The 18,883-nt window shown below is 73.7% G+C and carries 17 protein-coding genes; 9 read left to right on the forward strand and 8 right to left on the reverse strand.

Going from position 1 to position 18,883, the window contains the following annotated elements; genetic code table 11:
* Position 1: 1 nt before the first annotated feature.
* Together FDO65_RS10505 and FDO65_RS10510 are read right to left on the reverse strand one after the other, a co-directional pair.
* Entirely contained in the window at positions 2-3,139 is a 3,138-nt protein-coding gene (locus FDO65_RS10505) for a sacsin N-terminal ATP-binding-like domain-containing protein (protein ID WP_137449239.1), read from the reverse strand.
* Entirely contained in the window at positions 3,136-4,434 is a 1,299-nt protein-coding gene (locus tag FDO65_RS10510; RefSeq protein ID WP_240757531.1) for a DUF3027 domain-containing protein, read from the reverse strand. The genes FDO65_RS10505 and FDO65_RS10510 overlap by 4 nt, the downstream gene beginning before the upstream one ends.
* 488 nt (positions 4,435-4,922) lie before the next feature.
* Here FDO65_RS10510 and FDO65_RS10515 point away from each other — a divergent pair, with 488 nt between their 5' ends.
* Complete coding sequence (locus FDO65_RS10515) at positions 4,923-6,929, forward strand: MFS transporter (RefSeq protein WP_205849889.1); 2,007 nt, start codon at positions 4,923-4,925, stop codon at positions 6,927-6,929.
* Complete coding sequence (locus tag FDO65_RS10520; RefSeq protein WP_137449240.1) at positions 6,926-7,498, forward strand: DUF2771 family protein; 573 nt, start codon at positions 6,926-6,928, stop codon at positions 7,496-7,498. Before FDO65_RS10515 ends, FDO65_RS10520 begins: the two co-directional genes overlap by 4 nt.
* A 42-nt stretch (positions 7,499-7,540) precedes the next feature.
* Here the strand turns inward: FDO65_RS10520 and FDO65_RS23310 are convergent, their stop codons facing one another.
* Positions 7,541-7,930, reverse strand: a complete 390-nt coding sequence (locus tag FDO65_RS23310; RefSeq protein WP_137449241.1) for a cold-shock protein — start codon at positions 7,928-7,930, stop codon at positions 7,541-7,543.
* Between the two features lie 256 nt (positions 7,931-8,186).
* Between FDO65_RS23310 and FDO65_RS10530 the strand changes: the two genes are divergently transcribed.
* Entirely contained in the window at positions 8,187-8,498 is a 312-nt protein-coding gene (locus tag FDO65_RS10530; RefSeq protein WP_137449242.1) for a hypothetical protein, read from the forward strand.
* Positions 8,499-8,514: 16 nt separating this feature from the next.
* On the opposite strand, the gene FDO65_RS10535 is transcribed toward FDO65_RS10530, so the two are convergent.
* From FDO65_RS10535 to FDO65_RS10545, 3 genes are read right to left on the reverse strand one after another with little or no spacing between them, the layout of a single operon-like run.
* The gene (locus FDO65_RS10535) at positions 8,515-9,177 is read right to left on the reverse strand and encodes an MOSC domain-containing protein (protein ID WP_205849890.1); all 663 of its coding nucleotides are present in this window, start codon (positions 9,175-9,177) and stop codon (positions 8,515-8,517) included.
* A gap of 50 nt (positions 9,178-9,227) precedes the next feature.
* Positions 9,228-10,079 (reverse strand): RCC1 domain-containing protein, encoded by an 852-nt coding sequence (locus tag FDO65_RS10540; RefSeq protein ID WP_137449243.1) that lies wholly within the window; start codon positions 10,077-10,079, stop codon positions 9,228-9,230.
* Positions 10,080-10,098: 19 nt separating this feature from the next.
* The gene (locus FDO65_RS10545; protein WP_137449244.1) at positions 10,099-10,719 is read right to left on the reverse strand and encodes an HAD family hydrolase; all 621 of its coding nucleotides are present in this window, start codon (positions 10,717-10,719) and stop codon (positions 10,099-10,101) included.
* A 163-nt stretch (positions 10,720-10,882) separates the two neighbouring features.
* Here FDO65_RS10545 and FDO65_RS10550 point away from each other — a divergent pair, with 163 nt between their 5' ends.
* A complete protein-coding gene (locus FDO65_RS10550) occupies positions 10,883-11,461 on the forward strand; it encodes a VanZ family protein (RefSeq protein ID WP_137449245.1) in 579 nt (192 codons plus the stop codon).
* A gap of 4 nt (positions 11,462-11,465) precedes the next feature.
* Here the strand turns inward: FDO65_RS10550 and FDO65_RS10555 are convergent, their stop codons facing one another.
* Entirely contained in the window at positions 11,466-12,275 is an 810-nt protein-coding gene (locus FDO65_RS10555) for an HAD-IIA family hydrolase (protein ID WP_137449743.1), read from the reverse strand.
* A gap of 231 nt (positions 12,276-12,506) precedes the next feature.
* Here FDO65_RS10555 and FDO65_RS10560 point away from each other — a divergent pair, with 231 nt between their 5' ends.
* Entirely contained in the window at positions 12,507-13,493 is a 987-nt protein-coding gene (locus FDO65_RS10560; RefSeq protein WP_137449246.1) for an LLM class F420-dependent oxidoreductase, read from the forward strand.
* A 177-nt stretch (positions 13,494-13,670) separates the two neighbouring features.
* Positions 13,671-14,192 (forward strand): DUF1269 domain-containing protein, encoded by a 522-nt coding sequence (locus FDO65_RS10565; RefSeq protein WP_137449247.1) that lies wholly within the window; start codon positions 13,671-13,673, stop codon positions 14,190-14,192.
* 89 nt (positions 14,193-14,281) lie between these two features.
* Here FDO65_RS10565 and FDO65_RS10570 read toward each other — a convergent pair whose 3' ends face one another.
* Positions 14,282-15,424: an XdhC family protein gene (locus FDO65_RS10570; RefSeq protein WP_137449248.1), complete on the reverse strand. Its 1,143-nt coding sequence runs from the start codon at positions 15,422-15,424 to the stop codon at positions 14,282-14,284.
* Between the two features lie 182 nt (positions 15,425-15,606).
* Here FDO65_RS10570 and moaA point away from each other — a divergent pair, with 182 nt between their 5' ends.
* The 3 genes from moaA (at position 15,607) to FDO65_RS22510 (ending at position 18,699) form a co-directional block, all read left to right on the forward strand.
* Positions 15,607-16,677, forward strand: a complete 1,071-nt coding sequence (gene moaA / locus FDO65_RS10575) for a GTP 3',8-cyclase MoaA (protein WP_137449249.1) — start codon at positions 15,607-15,609, stop codon at positions 16,675-16,677.
* Between the two features lie 4 nt (positions 16,678-16,681).
* Positions 16,682-16,978, forward strand: a complete 297-nt coding sequence (locus FDO65_RS10580; protein WP_137449250.1) for a MoaD/ThiS family protein — start codon at positions 16,682-16,684, stop codon at positions 16,976-16,978.
* Positions 16,979-17,163: 185 nt separating this feature from the next.
* The gene (locus tag FDO65_RS22510; protein ID WP_137449251.1) at positions 17,164-18,699 is read left to right on the forward strand and encodes a hypothetical protein; all 1,536 of its coding nucleotides are present in this window, start codon (positions 17,164-17,166) and stop codon (positions 18,697-18,699) included.
* Positions 18,700-18,883 lie beyond the last annotated feature (184 nt).

The following is an 18,883-nucleotide window of genomic DNA, read 5'->3' on the forward strand; positions in this document are numbered from 1 at the left end:
CTCAGTCCAGCGCGGCTTCCAGCACGGCCAGGGTGGAGTCCTGCGCCGCGGCGACGGCCAGCTGGCGGTCCGGCCACCGCCCGGCCCGCCACGCGATCGCCCGGCCGGCCGCCTCGGCCGACCCGTCGCACCACAGCCGTCCCGATCCCGGCTCGACCCACCAGCGGACGGCGACCGCCGGCGCACCGTCGACCGCGACCCGCAGGTCCGAAAACAGCAGCACCTCCCGGCTGACGTCCAGTCCGGCGCCCAGGGCGGCCGCCGCCCGGGTCAGCCGCGCCCGGGCCGCCTCCACCCACGCCGCGTCCGTCGGCGCCGCCCCGGTCTGCACCTGCGCTCCGTATTCCTGCGTCGCGCACGGCAGGTCCCACGCCTCCGCGGTGCGGCGCGGGTCGACACCCCCGGGAATGACCGTGTCCGCCGCCAGCACCTGGGCCCACCAGGGCGCATCCAGCACCACGGCGTCGTCGGCGTCGACCACCGTCCCGGCCAGCGTGCGGACCCCGTCGGGCATACGCAGTCCGTCGCCGGTGTCGAACAAATCCCGCTGCAGGGCGACGAGGATGCGGTCGACCAGCACGTCGGTCACCGGCCGCACCAGCACCGGCGCGACGACCCGCCGCGCATCGGTGAACCGGTCGAGTAGTTCCTGCGGGTCCTCCGCGGCGTCGGCGAGCCCCGTCCGCACCCCGCAGGCCCGGGCGAACTCGGCGTCCAAGGCCAGCGGCAGCACGTCGTACAGGCCTTCCAGATCGTGGGCCGCGGGCAACCGGAACGACCGCAGCGGCGCCCCCTGCAGGACGGCGAACTCCCCCAGCCACCACCCCGGGTAGGACGGCCCGTCGGGTCCCGGACGCACGGCGCCCCGGGCCGCCGGATCGGCGGCCAGCAGGGCCAGCGCCCGGGGCCACCGGTCCTCGTCCACCAGGTCCAGATCCAGGACCGCGGTGATCGCCGACGGCGGCCCGGGGTGCCGGTCGAGCCATTCGTCGAGGTCGGGCAGGCTCAGATCGTCGGTAACCGGATCGGTCACCTCGACCACCGCGAAGCCGTCCCGCACGCCCACCGCGGTCAGCACCGTCGCCGGGTAGCGGTCGGACCAGTCGGGATGCACCGGAACCAGATCGTCCGGACGCACCACAGAGGCCAACGGCGAGCCGGGGACGTGCAGTTCGTCGGCCCGGGCCCAGTCGTCGTCGGCATCGGTCAGGACCAGCCGACCGACCAGCGGGGCGGGCACGTCGGCCCCGGCGACCACCAGATCCAGCACGGCCCGGGTGAGCGCCGGACGCGGGCCGCCCCCGGCTTCCAGGTCGTCCACCAGATCGTCGCTCGACTCCGGATCGGCGGCGAGCTCGTCGACGGCCGCGGCCACCGCCGGGTCAGCCAGCACCGCCGACGGGGTCGCCGCCCGGGCGCCCAGTCGTTCCAGCAGCGGGGCCGACGCCTCGGGGTCGACGATGCGCAGGCCCGGCACGACCGCGACGAGCCGGCGCACCGCGGCTCGCTCCTGCACGCCGGCGTCGGCGGGAAGCAGCAGCAGGCCCCGTGGCCCGATGGCCCGGCGAGACGGCCGGCCCGCCGCACCCAGCAGCGGAACCGGGAGATCGGCCAGCGCCTCCCCGTCCGGACGATCGCCGGCGGCGAGCTCCCGGTACACCTCACCCCAGAACGCGGGCGGCCGGTCGATCCCGGCCAGGGCGCCGCTGGCCGCCGACAGGTCCGTCGTCCGCACCCCGAGCGCGCGGAGCACCGGCAGCGCGGCGACCGGCGGCGGAGCCAGCAGACCCGGCAGGGCCTGGCCGAGCAGCTCGGCCGCCCGGGGGGTGATCCCGGGCAGCAGGCAGGCCCGGTCGGCCGTCACCTCGTCGCCCGTGGCGGTGAGCAGCAGCGGCGCGGCCGCCGCGGCGGCGACGATGCCCTCCCGGAGGCGGCCGTCGATGGGCCCGACCGGGAACCCGGCCGTCGGCAGCAGCCGCCAGCGGTCGCCCGGCTCGGTGGCGGCCAGCAGCTCGACGTACCCGTCGACGGCCGCGCTCAGCAGGTGGTCGGTCAGCGCCCCGGGCGCCAACCGCCGCCGGGTGTCGTCGACCGGGAAGGTGCCGATCAGGCCGGCCGGCAACGACAGTGGCTCGTCTGTCGGGGTGGGGGCGCCGACGGTGTCGGCGACCCACGGGTCGCCCGCAGTGGTGGGACCGTTCGATCCGCGGGCCGTCGGAAAGGTGCCCAGATCGTCATATCGGTCGGCGGTCTCATGCTCCGGCAGGGGCTGGATCCAGCGCACCCACCACCGCCGGCGGGCCCGCTCCTCCACCGGGCGATCGGCCAGCAGTTCGGGATCGGCGACACCGGTGCGCTCGACCACCCGGAACCGTCGCGCGGCCGCGCCGTCGGTGAGCAGGGTGACGGTGCCGTCGTCCTCCCGTCGCCGATGGGAGGTGACCCCGTCGATGGTGATCTCGTCCAACTCGGCCAGCGCCCAGAACAGGTCGTCGACCGTGCGAGGGTCGGCGACGAGCCGTTCGACATCGGCCCGCGCCGCCGGCCGCAGCGGCAGCCGCACCTCGGTGGTGAACCCGTCCGGCGGGGGTTCGACCCCGCTGACCGACCACGGCAGCCGGAGCACCGGGACGGTGCCCGAGCGTCGGCTGACCTCCCCGTCCAGGGTCGCGTTCTGGAGATCGGCCACTGCGGCGGCGGTGCGCGCCCCGTCGAAGACCACGGTTCCGGATCTCGACACCACCGCCGCCCGGTCGGCGACCGATAGCACAGCGGTGAAGCCGACCCCGAAATGCCCCACGGTGACGGCGGTGTCGCGCTTGCCCGAGGCGCGGAGCGAGGCCAGCCCGGCCACCGCCGCCGGGGTCAGGCCGATGCCGTTGTCGGCCACCCGCAGTTCCGGGGCCGCGTCCGTGCCGGCGACGAAGGCGACCCGGACGCGGGCCGGCACTCCGGCCTCGACGGCGGCGTCGACCGCATTGGCGACCAGTTCGACCAGGACCCGACCCGCGTAGCCGCCCAACGCCAACGACTCCTCGGCGTTGGCATCCTCACGGAAGCGCGCCGGCGAGCGCGCCCAGCTGTCCAGGACGGCGGACCGGAGGGCCTCCGTCCCGAACGGGTCGGCCGGATCGGTCACCCGTCGGCCGGGTCGGCCAGCGGGTCCTGCTCGGTCCCGGCGTCACGGGAGTCATCGACCGACGGTGCCACGTCCTGCGGCACGGCGTCCGTCGCCGACGGCGACGGCGACGGGGCGGCCGGTTCCGGCAGCACGATCTCGGCCTCGGGTCCGGCCACCGCACCGGCCGAGGTCACCACCTCGGGCTCCACGGCCACCGGGCCGTCGACATGGGATTCGTCCTGGGCCGAGGCCGACAACCCGTCCACGACATCCGACTCGGCCGTGACCAGCTCGACATCCGGGAGCTCGTCGCCCGTCTCGGCCACGGCCGGGACGAGATCGATCAGCCTGGCGTCGGATGCGGGCGCCGCACCGTCGGTCTCGGCCGTGGCGACCGGCTCGTCCACGGACGGCGCATCCGTCGGCTCCGGGTCGACGACACCGGCGGCCGCCCGTTCTTCGGCCGACGGCCGCGGGTACACGTCGAGAGTCACCTCGTCCAGGGCGGTCTCGCCGATCACCACGGCCGGGGGCGGGGGCGGCACCTCGGAATGGGCGCCGCACCCGAACGCGACGTCGACGACCCGGGCGTCGGCCGGCGACCACTCGTTGGCACAGACGCCGAAGGCGCCGCCCAGGCTGCCGGCCAACGGGGCGAAGAATCCACAGGTGCCACAGTGGGCCGGCGCCGCCTTGGCCGTCGGGCTGGTGGGACCGAACGGACCGTCGTGCCACCGTTCGGCCGCGTCGTCCCGTCCCTCGCGGCTGAGCACGCGTTCCCGGCCGAGCCCGACCTCGGTGGCCAGCTCCTCGATCGCCGGGTCATCGGACTGGACGTACCCGGGGACGAGCCGGACGTCGTCCTCGGCGGCCGGCAGCAGATCGGACGGGCCGAGGTCACCGGGCCTTAAGCGCTGGTCCCACGGCAGCCAGACCGGCGCGATCAACGCGTCGGGGCCGGGCAGCAGCACGACCTCGCTGACGGTCGGGTCCGCGTCCGGCAGGACGGCCAGCGTCACCGACCATTGCCACCCGCGATAACCGGCCGCCAACGCCGCGAAGCGGACGGTGCGGGCCACTGGATCTTCGGCGAGCGTGTCGAGGTGCTCGCCGATGGAGTCCTCGTCACCGGCCTCGGTCACCGCGGCCGCGCGGGCGAGGTCGACGACTTCGGCCGGAACCTCGGTCGGGGTCGCCTCGGTGGCCTGCACGACCGGCTCGACGGCGTCGGCGTTCTGGGTGGCCGAAGGGACCGGGGCGGCCTGCTCGGCGTCCTCCGTACGGTCGGCGGCGTACGACATCACACCGGTCATGATGCCTCACCGGCACCCGTCGACGGAGCGACGCAGGAGCCCGGGCAGCACCGGAAGGTCGGGACCACGCGCGGAGCGACGCAGGAGCCCGGGCGTGGGACCGGCCGTCGGCCGAGCGAAGCGAGGCCGCCAGGCAGCACCGGAAGGTCGGGACCACGCGCCGAGCGACGCAGGAGCCCGGGCGTGGGACCGGCCGTCGACCGAGCGCAGCGAGGCCGCCAGACAGCACAGGAAGGCCGGGACCACGCGCCGAGCGACGCAGGAGCCCGGGCGTGGGACCGGCCGTGCGGCAGGATGGACGGGTGCAGCCCCCGAGCGGACCGCCCGCCGATCCCGGCCCGGGCTGGCCCGACCGCGGTGACGGTCGGTCCCCGTCCGGGTACGAGCCGGATCGGTGGCCGTCGGCGACGAATCCGCCACCGGGCCAGGCGCCCGCGCGGCCCGGCCCGGTCGGACGTGACGCCGGGGGACGGTGGGATCCGCGGGCCGTGGGCCCTCCGCCGCCCTGGTCGGCGGCGGCCGGCCCTTCGGGCCCGGCCGATCCGTACGGGGTCGACCAGAACGCCCGCACCGATCAGTACCGGCGGCCGTCTCCCGCCGAACGCACCCGGTACCTGCCGGCCCCGGACGGCCGGAGCCCGGCTGCGCCGTACCCGGGTGCCCAGCCGGTGGGGCCGCCGGAGTCCGACCGGACCCGCGGCAGCCATCTGCCGCCGTACAACGGACCGACCCTGCCGTCGGCACCCGGTTCCCCGGGCGCCTCGACCGATCCGGCCGCGACGACCCGGGTGCCGGGCGGCCGCCGCGCATCCGGTCCCCGCAAACTGACGGTGACCCGGGTGGCCGCGTTCCGCAGCCGGGAGCTCACCACCCGCGGAGTGCAGCTCTTCCAGCGCGCCGCCGCCGCGGACGGCGCCGACCGCTCCGGCCTGCAGGCCCTGACCTACGCGACGATGGGCAACTACGCGGTCGACGCCGCCCTCGCCGTCGCCCTGGCCAACACCCTGTTCTTCGCGGCCGCGTCCGCCGAGTCGTCCGGCAAGGTGCTGCTGTACCTGCTGATCACGGTGGCCCCGTTCGCGGTGATCGCCCCGTTGATCGGGCCGGCCCTGGACCGGTTGCAGCACGGTCGGCGGATCGCCCTGGCCGCGTCGAGCTTCGCCCGGGCCGTCCTGGCGTTGATCATGGCGTTCAACTTCGACTCGTGGGTGCTCTACCCGTGCGCACTGGGCGAGCTGGTGCTGTCCAAGTCGTTCAGCGTGCTGAAGTCGTCGATCACCCCGCGGGTGCTGCCGCCGGACATCACCCTGGTGAAGACGAACTCCCGGCTGACCGTGTTCGGCCTGTTGGCCGGGGGTGCGGCCGGGGCGGTGGCCGGCGCCCTGGCCTGGGCGTTCGGCTCCACGGGGGCACTGGTGTTCACCGCGGCCGCCGCCGGCGTCGGCGGGTGGCTGTGCCTGCGAATCCCGGCCTGGGTCGAGTCCACCGCCGGTGAGGTCCCCGTCGCGGGCATGGTCACCAACCGTCGCGGCCGCGCGTTCACCCGCCCCATCGTGACGACGCTGTGGGCCAACGGCGCCATCCGGGTGGAGACCGGTTTCCTGGCGTTGTTCATGGCCTTCGTCATCAAGAGCGAGTACGGCGGTTCCAGCGGGTTCGTGCAGCTCCTGCTGCTGGGTGTCGTCGGCGTGGCGGCCGGAGCCGGCGGGTTCGTCGGCAACGGGTTGGGCGCCCGGCTGCCGCTGTCGCACCCGGAGATGATCTCGTTCTGGTCGCTGGCGGCCACCCTGTCCGCCTGCGTTGTCGCCCTCCTCGCCCCGGGGCTGCTCACCGCGGCCATCGTCGGCCTGGTCGGGGCGACCGCCTCGGCCCTGGCCAAGGTCTGCCTCGACTCGGTCATCCAGGACGAGCTCCCGGAGGCCAGCCGCGCGTCGGCCTTCGGGCGCAGCGAGACCGCGCTGCAGCTGTCCTGGGTGTTCGGCGGCGTCGTCGGCCTGCTGATCGGCGGCGTCTGGTCGTTCGGCCACGACTCCGTCTACACCATCGGATTCGCGGTGATCAGCGTGCTGCTGGCCGTCGGCGTGGCCCAGAGCTGGCTCGTCCGCCGGGGCGGCACCCTCTTCGGCTGGTTGCCGACCGAACGCCTGCGTCGCGGCCTACGCCGCACCCCGGCGACCGCCCAGCCGGACGCGCCGACCACCCCCCGGTCCACCGACCCGGCGACCCGGACCGACCCCCGCTGGGGCGCATCCGCCGCCCCGACCTGGACGCCCCCGACCGCCGACCGCCCGGGCGCGCAGCACGCCTCCGGCTCGACCTCGGACTGGGCCACGTCCTGGGCGGCCGGTGGTGCGACCGACTGGTCCAGCCCACCCCCGGCCTCCGAGTGGTCGAGCCCGCCGGGATGGACACCGCCCGCCAGCACGGCCCCACCGCCGAACGATGTGCCCACCCGTAAGCCCCGTCGCCGTCCCCGGACCCAGAGGAAGTCGTGACCGTCACCGATCACCCCCGCACCGCCCCGTCCCCCCGACGAAGCGTCCGCTGGACCGCCCTCGGACTCGTGCCGCTACTGGGGTTGATCGCCGCCTGCCAGGCGCCCCGCCCGGACGTCACCTTCTACGGCAACGGCACGGCCGTCGACACCGAGCCGACCACCTGGTGCCCGGTCGACGCGGACAAGCTCGAGATCGGCACCTGTGAGGAGACCGGCCTGACCGAGCTCCCCCAGCTCGCCCTGCAACCCGGACAGCCCGTCCAGGTCAACGTGCCCACGGCCATCGCCCGGCAGCCCTGGCAGATCGTCTTCCGCTACACCACCCCCGACGGCGAGGTGGGCGAAGGCCGGACCGCGGTCTTCTCCGATCACACGCTCGCCTACACACTGCGACCGCCGCAGCCCGATGACCTGTTCATCCGGGTCCGGGTGGAGTCGGGCATCCTGCCCACCGCCAACGACGAGTTCACCGCCACCCAGGTGTGGGAGCTGCTGATCCGACCGCAGGCTCCGTCCGACCAGACGAGCCCCGACTTCGACACGGAGAACACGAAGGGCACCGCCTGAGCCTGCGGGCTCGGGCGGTGCCCCCGGTTCACCTCCGGCCGGTCAGGCGTCGAGCTCGTCCGCGACGGCCCGCAGCACCTGCGCGATCCGACCGCCCATGGCCCGGTCGGGGTACCGACCCCGACGCAGATCCGGCAGCGCCTTGGACTCGAGCAGCTTGATCATGTCGTCGACCAGTCCGTGCAACTCCTCGGCCGGCCGGCGGGTGGTGGCGACCACCGACGGCGGGGCCTCCAGCACCGTCACCCGCAGGGCCTGGGGGCCGCGACGGCCGTCGGCCACGTCGAAGTCGATCTTCTGCCCGGGCTTGAGCGTGGCCACCCCGGACGGCAACGCCGAGGAGCGGACATGGACGTCGGCCCCGCCGCCCTCCTGGGCGATGAAACCGAACCCCTTGTCCGCGTCGTACCACTTCACCTTGCCGCTGGGCACCCGAACTCACCTTGTCTCTAGCTTGTTGCTCGATGCTGACGTCGGACCCTGTGGCGGGCCGGACGTCGCCTCTCGCGCGGACTGCCCGGATGTGCAGGCGCGAGGTCCGGTGGTGGCGGGCCGACGGCCCACCACCCGGACGAACCAGGGTACTGCGCCGCCTGACCCGGACCTCGCCCGCGGCCGGCCGCCCGGGGGGCATACCGATAGCCCGAGGTCGGCCGGTCCGGTGTCGGGCGGCGCCTATGGTGGACAGGTGCCCGACGCAGCTTCCGAACGCTCAGCCGAGCAGACCACCGACCGCGTCGCCGTGCCCGCGGCCGGCCCCCAGCGGGTTCCGGTCGCTCGGCGCGCCGCGCCCACGCCGCTCATCCGCATCGGGCTGGTGCTCTTCCTGATCGGCCTGCTCGCCGTCGCGGTGATCATGGTGCTGTTCTTCTCCGGCGTGCGGGACCTGCCGTTGTGGGCCAACCTCATCGCCGGTCTCGCCCCGGTCGGTTTCGGGGTCGTGCTGGTCGGCATCTTCCGGGACGCCCGCCGCTCGTCGCGGTCCCGTCCGGCCCTCTGACGGGACCGGCCGGCGGTCAGCCCGCCTTGGCCAGTACGCCGCGGAGCTCCTCGGACAGGTGCGGTTCGGCTGTGGCCAGGTGCGGGATCAGCTCCCGTTCGGTCGTCATCGCCCGGAACGCCATCGCCACGGTCACGTCGTGGTCGGGTCGGTGCACGACCGTGATGGCGTCCCCGGCCCGGACCTGACCGGCGGCGGCCACCCGCAGGTACGCGCCCGGCCGGCCGGCCGCGGTGTACGTCTTGACCCAGCCGCGGACGCCCAGCCACACCTGGAACGTCCGGCAGGGGATGCGGGGGCCGGTGACGACCAGTTCGGCGCCGTCGCCGACCCGCCACCACTCGCCGAGCAACGCCTCGTTGACGTCGATGCCGGCGGTGGTCAGGTTCTCGCCGAACATGCCGGGGGTCAGCTCCCGGTCCAGATGCCGGGACCAGTGGTCGAGGTCCTCCTGGCCGACGGCGTAGACGGCCTGCTCGTCACCACCGTGGTGCCGGCTGTCGCCGATGAAGTCGCCGACCAATCCGCTGCCCAGCCCACCGCGCCGCGGTCCCGGCGGCCGGATGCCCACCGCGCCGACCTGCGGTTCCTTACCGATGCCGCTGGTGTCCGGGTAGTTGCGTCCGACGTCGAGGGGGCGGGAGCGCCCGATGTTCACCGACACGATGCTGGCCGTCACGCGGGCCAGAATACTGAGCGCACCGGCCCGGTCCGCGGGCGTCCCGCCGATCATCCGGCCGGGGCCAGCCGCCAGGACTGCGTGTCGCATCGACCGTCGTCCCGATTCCCGGTGGCGAGCACGGTGCCGTCCCGGCACAGCCCGAGCGTGTGGGCCGACCCGGCCGCCACCGCCACAACGTCCCGCCAGGACGCGACATCGCACTGGCCGTCCGCGTCGTCCCCGGTGGCCAGCACCCGCCCGGCCGCCGTCACCGCCACCGTGTGGCCACTGCCGGCGGAGACGCCGACCACGTCCCGCCACCGGTCGATCTCGTCAGCCCCCTGGATTCGGGCGCCGGCGACGAGGACCCGTCCGTCACCGGTCAGGCCGACGGTGTGCAGGTAGCCGGCGGCGACCGCACGCACGTCGCGCCACCCACCGACCGCGCACTGGCCCCACCGGTCGTTCCCGACGGCGACGACGCGGCCGTCCGCCTGCAGCCCGACGGTGTGCCAGTCGCCCGCGGTCACGGCGACCAGCCCGGTCCAGTGGGACACGTCCGCGGCGCCCTCGGCCCGCCGGCCGGCGGCCCGGGCGCGGCCATCGGCCAGGACGGCGACGGTGCGCCGCCAGCCGGCGGCGACGGCGACCACGTCCGTCCAGTCCCCCACGTCGCATTGCCCGTCGTCGTTCCACCCGGTGGCCAGCAGCCGGCCGTCCGCGCGGAGCGCTACGGTGTGGGAGCGCCCGGTGTTGCGGGCGGTGTGGACGTTGCCGGCCGCCACGGCGACGACGTCGGCCCAGTCGGCGACCCGGCACTCCTGCGCCCCGGGGCGTCCGGTCGCGACCACCCGACCGTCGGCCAGCAGGCCCACCGAATGACGGCGCCCGGCGGCGATGCGGGGCAGGAACTCCTTCACTGGACGATGATGCGCGAGGTCAGTGCACGGTGGCGTACAGATACGTCTGCAGCCACGCCGGGAAGCCGGTCAGATCCGGCAGGACGACGTCCGCGCCGGCGGCGGACAGGTCCTCGGCGCTGATCGGTCCAGTGGCCACGCCGACCGACAGCGCGTCCGCGGCCCGGGCGGCGGCGACGTCACCGAGGTGGTCGCCGACGTAGATCTCGGCCCCGTGATCACGCAGGGCACCGGCCTTCGCCGTGCTCCACAGATCCCCGACGACGGCGTCGACCCGCAGACCGAGATGGTCCAGGTGCGCGACCGCGTTGGGGGCGAACTTCGCCGTGACGACCACCACCCGGCCACCACTGTCCGTGACCGCTTCCAAGGCCTCCCGGGCACCGGGCAGGGCCACCGTCCGGGGGATGGTGAACTGCGGCGTCAACTCACGGTAGCGGGCCACCAGACGGGCGATGGTGGCGTCGTCCAGGCCGTAGCGAGCGAACTCCGTCTGCAGCGGCGGGCCCAGGCGAGTGGCGAAAGCCCGGCCGTCCAGCGGGATCCCCGTCTCGCGGGCCAGGACGTCGAAGATCTCGATCATGCCCGCGCGGGGGTCGATCAAGGTCATGTCGAGGTCGAAGCCGACGGTGAAGAGCACTCGGAGAGGGTAAAGCCGGCTCGTCATCCGAACGGTGTCCGTGGCGGCTCCGAGGCCCGACGGTGACACACCTGTTACTCGCCGTGCGCCGACTGATGCCCGATGGGCGGAACGTCCCGAACAGTGGACGAGGTCGGCCCGCCGCGATTCCTACGATGGCCGGGTGGCGTCGCAACCGGTCCCTGGTGCATCCGCGGCCGGTCGACCCTCGACCGCCGCGACAGAGCGGACCCTCCGGCGGATCTCCGTCGGGGTGCTGCTGGCGTTCCTGGTGATCGTCGCCCTCATCACGTTGACCCCGGGGCCTCCCGATCCGGACGGCCAACGCGAGCTCGTCCGCTGGCTCGCGCAGGCGCACCGTGGCGGCCTGCCGCTGTGGATCTCCTACGACCTCATCGAGTTCAGCGCGAACATCGTGATGTTCCTGCCGCTCGGTCTGTTCGGCGCGCTCGCTCTGCCGTCCGGACGGCGGTGGCTGGCGATGCCCATCGGAATGCTGCTGTCCGTGGGGATCGAGTCGGCGCAGGCCGCGGGCCTGCCGGGACGCTTCGCCTCGGTCTCGGACGTGATCGCCAACTCCTCGGGCGCGATCGTCGGTTACCTGCTGGCGTGCCTCGTGCTGTGGTTGCTCCGCCGGCCCCGGCGGCGGACACCCGCAACGGCCCCGTTCGCACCGGGCCGGCCGCCCGACCCGGTCGACGACAGCAGGCGGACCGGGCCGGGAACCGTGGACCAGGACTGACGGGTCAGTCGGCGGCGATGGGCTCGAAGGTGCCGGTGCCCTCGGCGGTGGCGGGCCCGGTACCGAACGGGTCCTCGGTGTGGCCGACCAGGTCGGCGATGGAGTTGATGATGCGGTTCGGCCGGAACGGGTAGGCCTCGACCGTCGCGGGGTTCGAGATCCCCGACATCACCAGGATGGTCGACAGCCCGGACTCCAGACCGGCGATGACATCGGTGTCCATACGGTCACCGATCATCACCGTCGAGCTCGAGTGCGCGCCGATGTTGCGCAGGGCCCGGCGCATCATCAACGGGTTGGGCTTGCCGACGAAGTACGGCTTGCGGCCGGTCGCCTTCTCGATGAGCGCGGCCACCGCGCCGGCCGCGGGCAGGATCCCGGCCCGGCTCGGACCCGTCGGGTCCGGGTTGGTGACGACGAACCGGGCGCCGCGCTCGACGAGGCGGATGGCCGTGGTCATCGCCTCGAAGGAGTACGTCCGGGTCTCCCCCAGCACCACGTAATCGGGATCGCGGTCGGTGAGGATGTAGCCGGCCTCGTGCAGCGCGGTGGTCAGCCCGACGTCGCCGATGACGTAGGCACTGCCGTTGGGCCGTTGGCTGTCGAGGAACTGGGCCGTGGCCATCGCCGAGGTGAAGATCCGTTCCTCGGGGATGTCCAGGCCGGTGGCCAGCAGCCGGGCGCGGAGGTCACGCCGGGTGAAGATCGGGTTGTTCGTCAGGACGGTGTAGTTGGTGCCGCGTTCGGTGAGCTCGGCGATGAACTCGTCGGCCCCGGGGATCATGTGTTCCTCGTGGACCAGCACGCCGTCCATGTCACACAGGTACGACCAGGGACGGGTCGGAGTCGGCGGGGTGGCAGGGGGGACGGAAATGTTCACCCGCCCATGATTGCCGCTCGGCGTCCCGTGCGCTCGAAGGGGCCCGGTTGTTCACCGGGACGCCATCGCGGGCGGTCCGGCGGAGGTCGGGCGGTGACCCGGCCGTCGGCTGGGCACACTCGTCGGTGGACCGATCCCGCGGTCCCGGCGAAGGAGGAACCAGACGTGGAGTTCGGACTCTTCATCCCCCAGGGCTGGCGCATGGACCTGACGGACATCGCCCCGGCCGAGCAGTGGGCCACGATGTCGCGACTGGCCCAGCGGGCCGATGCCGGTCCGTGGGCGTCGATCTGGGTGTACGACCACTTCCACACCGTGCCGGCCCCGTCCGACGAGGCCACGCACGAGGCGTGGACGCTGATGGCCGCCTTCGCGGCCAGCACGTCCCGGGTGCGGCTCGGCCAGATGTGCACCTGCATGGCCTACCGGAACCCCGCGTACCTGGCCAAGGTCGCGGCGACGGTCGACATCGTCTCCGGCGGGCGGACCGAGATGGGCATCGGCGCCGGCTGGTACGAGCACGAATGGCGCGCCTACGGCTACGGCTTCCCGCCCGCCCGGGAGCGGTTGCGGGCCCTGGACGAGGGTGTGCAGATCATGCGGCAGGCCTGGTCGACCGGGACGGCCACGCTGGACGGGAAGATCTACCAGGTCGACGGGGCGATCGTCCGGCCGCGGCCGCTGCAGGAAGGCGGCATCCCGCTGTGGATCGCCGGCGGCGGCGAGAAGGTCACGCTGAAGATCGCGGCGAAGTACGCGCAGTACACGAACTTCGACGGCACCCAGGAGGGCTTCGCGGCCAAGTCGGCGATCCTGGCCGACCACTGCCGCGAGGTGGGCACCGATTTCGGGGCGATCACCCGCTCGGCCAACTACAACATCGCGATCGGCGAGACCGAGAAGGACGTCGCGGATCGCCTGGCCTGGTTCAACGACAAGATCACCCGGCTCTGCGGACCCGAGCGGGCCGCCCGCGAGATGGCCGCCTTCGAGAACCTGCCCGGCGTCGGGACCCCCGAGCAGATCGTCGAGAAGCTGCGCGCCCTCGGCGCGCAGGGGATGACGTACGCGATCACCTACTTCCCGGAGCTGGCCTACGACACGTCCGGGCTGGAGCTGTTCGAGCGGGAGGTCGTCCCGGCGCTCGCCTGAGGACGGCCGGGTGATCGTGGGGCCATTGCCGAGTCGGTCGGCGTGATAGGGCCGATCGGCCTTGTCGAGGCGGCCGGACGGGGGCCACGATCGGTGATGAACCCGCGCCCGCACACCGATGTCCGGCCGGCCCCGGCCACGATGAGTGGACCACCGTCTCATTCCGGGAGGAACAGCATGTCCGAGCTCATCGTCATCGGTTACGACGACAAGGAGAAGGCCACCGCCGCCTACAACGAGGTCCTGGCTCTGCAGAACGACTTCGTCGTGGAACTGCGTGGCCTGGCCATCGTCGACGTGGACGCCGAAGGCAAGAGCCACGTCGAGACCCCCCAGAAGATCGTCGGCGCCAGCGCCGCCTCGGGGGCCCTGTGGGGCATGCTGCTCGGCCTGCTCTTCCTGGTCCCGTTTTTCGGCGCGGCGATCGGCGGCCTGATGGGCGGGCTGTTCGGCAAGCTCGGCAAGTCGGGTATCGACGACGCCTTCCGCGGCCAGGTGCAGTCGATGCTCAAGCCGGGTAACGCCGCCGTCGTGGTGATGGCCGCCAAGATCACCGAGGACAAGTTCGCCGACCGGATGGGCCCCTACGGCGGCACCGTCCTGAAGACGTCGCTGTCCGACGAGGACGAGAAGGAACTGGCTCACGAGCTGTCGGGCGCCAACGCCGCGACCCCGCCGGCGGCCGGCGCCTCCGCCTGAGCGTCGTCCCGCACGAGGGCCCGGCCGACCATCCGTCGGCCGGGCCCTCGTGCGTCTCGGCCTCTCCCGCCGGTCCGCCCCGCCGCTGGTCAGCCCACCGGATGCTCCGGGCGGTGGATGTCGCCGGCGGTGGTGACCAGGGGGTGCCCACCGCCACCCCATCGACGGGCCACGATCTCGGCGGCGATCGACACGGCCGTCTCCTCCGGGGTGCGCGCCCCCAGGTCGAGCCCGATCGGCGAGGCCAGCCGGGCCACTTCGGTGTCGGTCAGGCCGGCCGCGCGGAGCTGCTCGGCGCGTTCCTGCGCGGTGCGCCGGGAACCCATCGCCCCGACGTACGCCACGTCCAGCCGTAGCGCGTCGACGAGCACGGGAACGTCGAACTTGGGGTCGTGGGTCAGCACGCAGATCACCGTTCGCGGGTCGATCGCACCGGCCTCGACCTGCTGCCGCAGGTACCGGTGCGGCCAGTCGGTGACCACCTCGTGCGCGTCCGGGAACCGGGCGGCGGTGCTGAACACGGGCCGGGCGTCGCAGACGGTCACCCGGTAGCCGAGGAAAACCCCGAGCCGGGCGACGGCGGCGGCGAAGTCGATGGCCCCGAAGACCAGCATGCGTGGCGGCGGCGCGTAGCTGTGGACGAACACCGACAGGCCCTCGCCGCGGCGCTGGCCGTCGGGACCGTAGGTCAGCAGACCGGTCCGGCCGCCGGCGAGCATGCCGCGGGCATCGTCCCGGACGGCGTCGTCGATCCGGTCGCTGCCCAGACCGCCGATCGCACCACCGGCGGGGTCGGGCTCGGGTCCCACCAGCAGGTGCCGGCCCACCTGGTCGGGCCGCCCGGCGACGACGGTGGCCAGCGCGACGGGACGCTCGGCCCGCACCGCATCGATCAGCGCGCCCAGTTCGGGGAAGGTGGCCCGGGAGACCGGCTCGACGAAGACGTCGAGGATGCCGCCGCAGGTCAGCCCGACCGAGAACGCGTCGTCGTCGCTCACGCCGTAGCGCTGCAGGGTGGGCGCCGCCCCGTCCCGGACGGTGGTGGCGAGCTCGTACACCGCCCCCTCGACGCAGCCGCCGGACACCGAACCGACGGCCTCGCCACCCGGACCGACCAGCATGGCCGCGCCCGGCGGCTGGGGGGCCGACCGGAACGTCCGCACCACGGTGGCCATGGCGACCGTGCGTTCGGCCGCCCACCACTCGTGCACCGCGGTCACCGTCTCCCGCATCCGCACCTCCTCCTCACCCGGCCGCCTCCGCCGTCGTCAGGCTAGGCCGGGCCCGGGCGCTGGCGCTGGGGGCGGCTGCTTGTGCCGTTGTCCGCGCCGTCACTTCCGGCGAGCACAACCGCTCCACCCATCGGAACCTCCATCCGTTCCGGGGCCCGGCATCGGACCGTTAACCTGGGTCGATGACCGGTATCGGACTGGGGATTCCCGTCGCCCGCCGTGGCGGCGCGGTGACCGCGCTCCCGGACGAGCGCGGCGACACCCCGTTCCTCGTGGACCGGTACGGACGACGGGCCCGCGATCTGCGGGTCTCGCTCACCGACAAGTGCAACCTGCGGTGCACGTACTGCATGCCGGCCGAGGGCCTGGACTGGCTGCCGGGCAGCGAGCTGCTCACCGACGACGAACTGGTGCGGCTGATCGGGGTGGCGGTCTGCGACCTCGGCATCGAGGAGATCCGTTTCACCGGCGGCGAGCCGCTGCTGCGCCGGGGTCTGGAGGCCCTGATCGCGCGGGTGGCCGAGCTGGAGCCCCGGCCGGAGATGTCGCTGACGACGAACGGCATCGGCCTGCACCGCCGCGCCGAGGCCCTCGCCGCGGCCGGTCTCGACCGGGTCAACGTCTCGCTGGACACGCTCGACCGGGAGACCTTCCGGACGCTGACGCGCCGGGATCGGCTGGCCGACGTCCTGGCCGGACTGCGCGGCGCGGCGGCGGCCGGTCTGCAGCCGGTCAAGATCAACGCGGTGCTGATGCGCGGCGTCAACGATCACGAGGCCGTCGACCTGCTGCGGTTCAGTCTCGACCACGGCTACGCCCTGCGCTTCATCGAACAGATGCCGCTCGACGCCGGTCACACCTGGTCCCGGCAGCGCATGGTGACCGCCGACGAGATCTTCGACCAGCTCAGCCAGCACTTCGCGCTCACCCCACACCCGGGTCAACGGGCCGGCGCCCCCGCCGAGCTGTTCGAGGTCGACGGCGGGCCGGCCACCGTCGGCATCATCGCCTCGGTCACCCGGCCCTTCTGCGGGGACTGCGACCGCACCCGCCTGACCGCCGACGGACAGATCCGCAACTGCCTGTTCTCCGGGACTGAGAGCGACCTGCGGGGTCGTATGCGGGCCGGTGCGGACGACGACGAGCTGGCCCGGATCTGGCGGGGAGCGACCTGGGCCAAGCGCCCGGGACACGACATCGACGACCCGGGGTTCCTGCAACCGGTCCGGCCGATGAGCGCGATCGGGGGCTGACACCATGACCGAGGCAACGACCACCGTGCCATCGGATGGGGCTGCGGCAGTGACCCGGGTGGAGGTGCGCCTGTTCGCCGCGGCCCGGGCCGCGGCCCAGACCTCCGCCACGACGATCGAGGTGCCGGGGGACGCGACCGTCGCGCACGTCCTGGATGCGGCGACTGCTCGGCATCCCGGATTGGCGGCCGTCCTGCCCCGGTGCAGCTACCTGCTGGACCAGGTCGCGGTGCACGGCCGGGAGACACCGATCGGGTCGGCCACCACGCTCGACGTGCTGCCGCCGTTCGCCGGCGGCTGATCCCCGGGGCGCCGCCCAGGATTCGGCACCCCGCGCACGGGAAATTGCGCAGGTCAGCAGCACACGGCCGGTCAGGCGTGTCTGTCACCGATGTATCCGGGCCGGGCGATAGCGTCTCGAACTGGTTGCTGCCCGTCACGGCCCGGCGGGAGCGGCCGTTGACCAGCACAGACCAGGAGGACTCCATGTCCCATCCGTCTTCCGGCTCGGACTCGCCGGAATCGACGAACGATCGGCCCACCGGCGCAGCGGACGCGTCGTCCGGCTCGTCCGCCGGCGCGCCCGGTTCGTCGTTCACCACGTCGGACCAGCAGGGCGCCCCGTCCGGCTGGGACACCCCGTCCGATGACGCGGCGGCAACCCGCACCTACCAGGCGCCGTCTCCCGGTGACTCCGGTTCCTACGGACCCCCCGCCGGCTACACCCCTTCGTCGTCGCAGCCGACCCAGTACGGTCCTCCACCCGGATCGAGCCCGTACGGCGCCCCGCAGGGTGGGCAGTACGGCGCCCCGCAGGGTGGGCAGTACGGGTCTGCGCAGTACGGCGCTCCGCAGGGCAATCAGCCGTCCCAGTACGGTGCGCCACAGACTGACCAGGACCCGCAGTACGGCGCTCCGCAGAGCGGGCAGGCGCCCCAGTACGGCGCTCCGCAGAGCGGGCAGGCGCCCCAGTACGGCGCCCCCCAGGGCGACCAGGCACCGCAGTACGGGGCCCCGCAGAGCGGGCAGGCGCCCCAGTACGGCGCCCCCCAGGGCGGCGACCAGGCACCGCAGTACGGTGCCCCGCAGAGCGGACAGACCACCCAGTACGGCGCCCCCCAGACCGGGCAGTACGGCGCGCCGTCGTCCGACCAGGGCCAGTACGGCGCTCCACAGTCGGGCGGGCAGTACGGCCAGTACGGAGCCCCGCAGGGCGGCCAGTACGGCGCGCCCCCACAGGGCGGTCAGTACGGCCAGTACGGAGCCCCGCAGGGCGGCCAGTACGGCGCACCCCCACAGGGCGGGCAGTACGGCCAGTACGGAGCCCCGCAGGGCGGCCTATACGGCGCACCCCCACAGGGCGGGCAGTACGGCCAGTACGGTGCGCCCCAGCAGGGCCAGTACGGCGCTCCGCAGCCGGGCTACGGTCCGCCCGCCGGCTACGGCGCCCCCGGACAGATGCCGTCCTACGGCGCACCCGGCCAAGCCCCCCAGCCGCAGTACGGTGCCCCCGGTTATGCCCCGCAGGGGCAGTACCCCACCCCGCCGCGAGCCGCCAGCTTCGACCCGTCGAAGGTCACGATCGCGGGCTGGGGTGTGCTGGGCGCCGCCGCCCTGACGCTGATCGTCAGCTTCTTCCCGTTCTGGTCGGCGAGCTTCGGCTTCATCTCGGTGTCGCTGAACGCGTGGAACCTGTGGTGGTGGTTGCCCATCCTGCTTGCGGTCGCGGTCGGGGTCATCTATCTCCTGCAGCAGATCGGCATCGTCCGGCCGGGCCAGGTGCGACCGGACTGGCTGGTCTACGGGGCAGCCGCGTCGTTCGTCCTGACGGTCATCGTGCTGATCCAGACGTTCCTCAATCGCGGCGCGTCCTACGGGTTCGATTCGGCGACCGCCTCCGCCGGCCCGAGCCTGGGCGTCTGGTTGGCCCTGCTGACCACGGCGGCGCTGACCTACTTCACCGCGCTCACCGCGCAGAGCGCCGGCGCCAAGCTGCCCATCAAGGTCCCCGGACCCCGATGAGCTGACCGGCACGCAGCACGATGGCCTCGACCCGATCCGGGTCGGGGCCATCGTCGTTCCCAGCCCTGGTTCGCCGTCGATGGCGGTTGCCCACAGCGGACACCGAAGGCAGGGCACCGCCTCGGGCCGACCGCTAGCCTTCGGGCGCCGGAACAACGGCAGCCTGAGTTGGCCCGAGCGGAAA

Origin of the sequence: Nakamurella flava, from assembly GCF_005298075.1 — a bacterium.
Taxonomy (GTDB): Bacteria; Actinomycetota; Actinomycetes; order Mycobacteriales; family Nakamurellaceae; genus Nakamurella; species Nakamurella flava.

What these genes read in the sequence shown, in the direction of transcription:
- FDO65_RS22510 (WP_137449251.1), top strand. Translation starts at nt 17,164, where the DNA reads ATGTCCCATCCGTCTTCCGGCTCGGACTCGCCGGAATCGACGAACGAT.
- FDO65_RS10510 (WP_240757531.1), bottom strand. Translation starts at nt 4,434, where the DNA reads ATGACCGGTGTGATGTCGTACGCCGCCGACCGTACGGAGGACGCCGAG.
- moaA (WP_137449249.1), top strand. Translation starts at nt 15,607, where the DNA reads ATGACCGGTATCGGACTGGGGATTCCCGTCGCCCGCCGTGGCGGCGCG.
- FDO65_RS10555 (WP_137449743.1), bottom strand. Translation starts at nt 12,275, where the DNA reads ATGGACGGCGTGCTGGTCCACGAGGAACACATGATCCCCGGGGCCGAC.
- FDO65_RS10570 (WP_137449248.1), bottom strand. Translation starts at nt 15,424, where the DNA reads ATGCGGGAGACGGTGACCGCGGTGCACGAGTGGTGGGCGGCCGAACGC.
- FDO65_RS10565 (WP_137449247.1), top strand. Translation starts at nt 13,671, where the DNA reads ATGTCCGAGCTCATCGTCATCGGTTACGACGACAAGGAGAAGGCCACC.
- FDO65_RS10580 (WP_137449250.1), top strand. Translation starts at nt 16,682, where the DNA reads ATGACCGAGGCAACGACCACCGTGCCATCGGATGGGGCTGCGGCAGTG.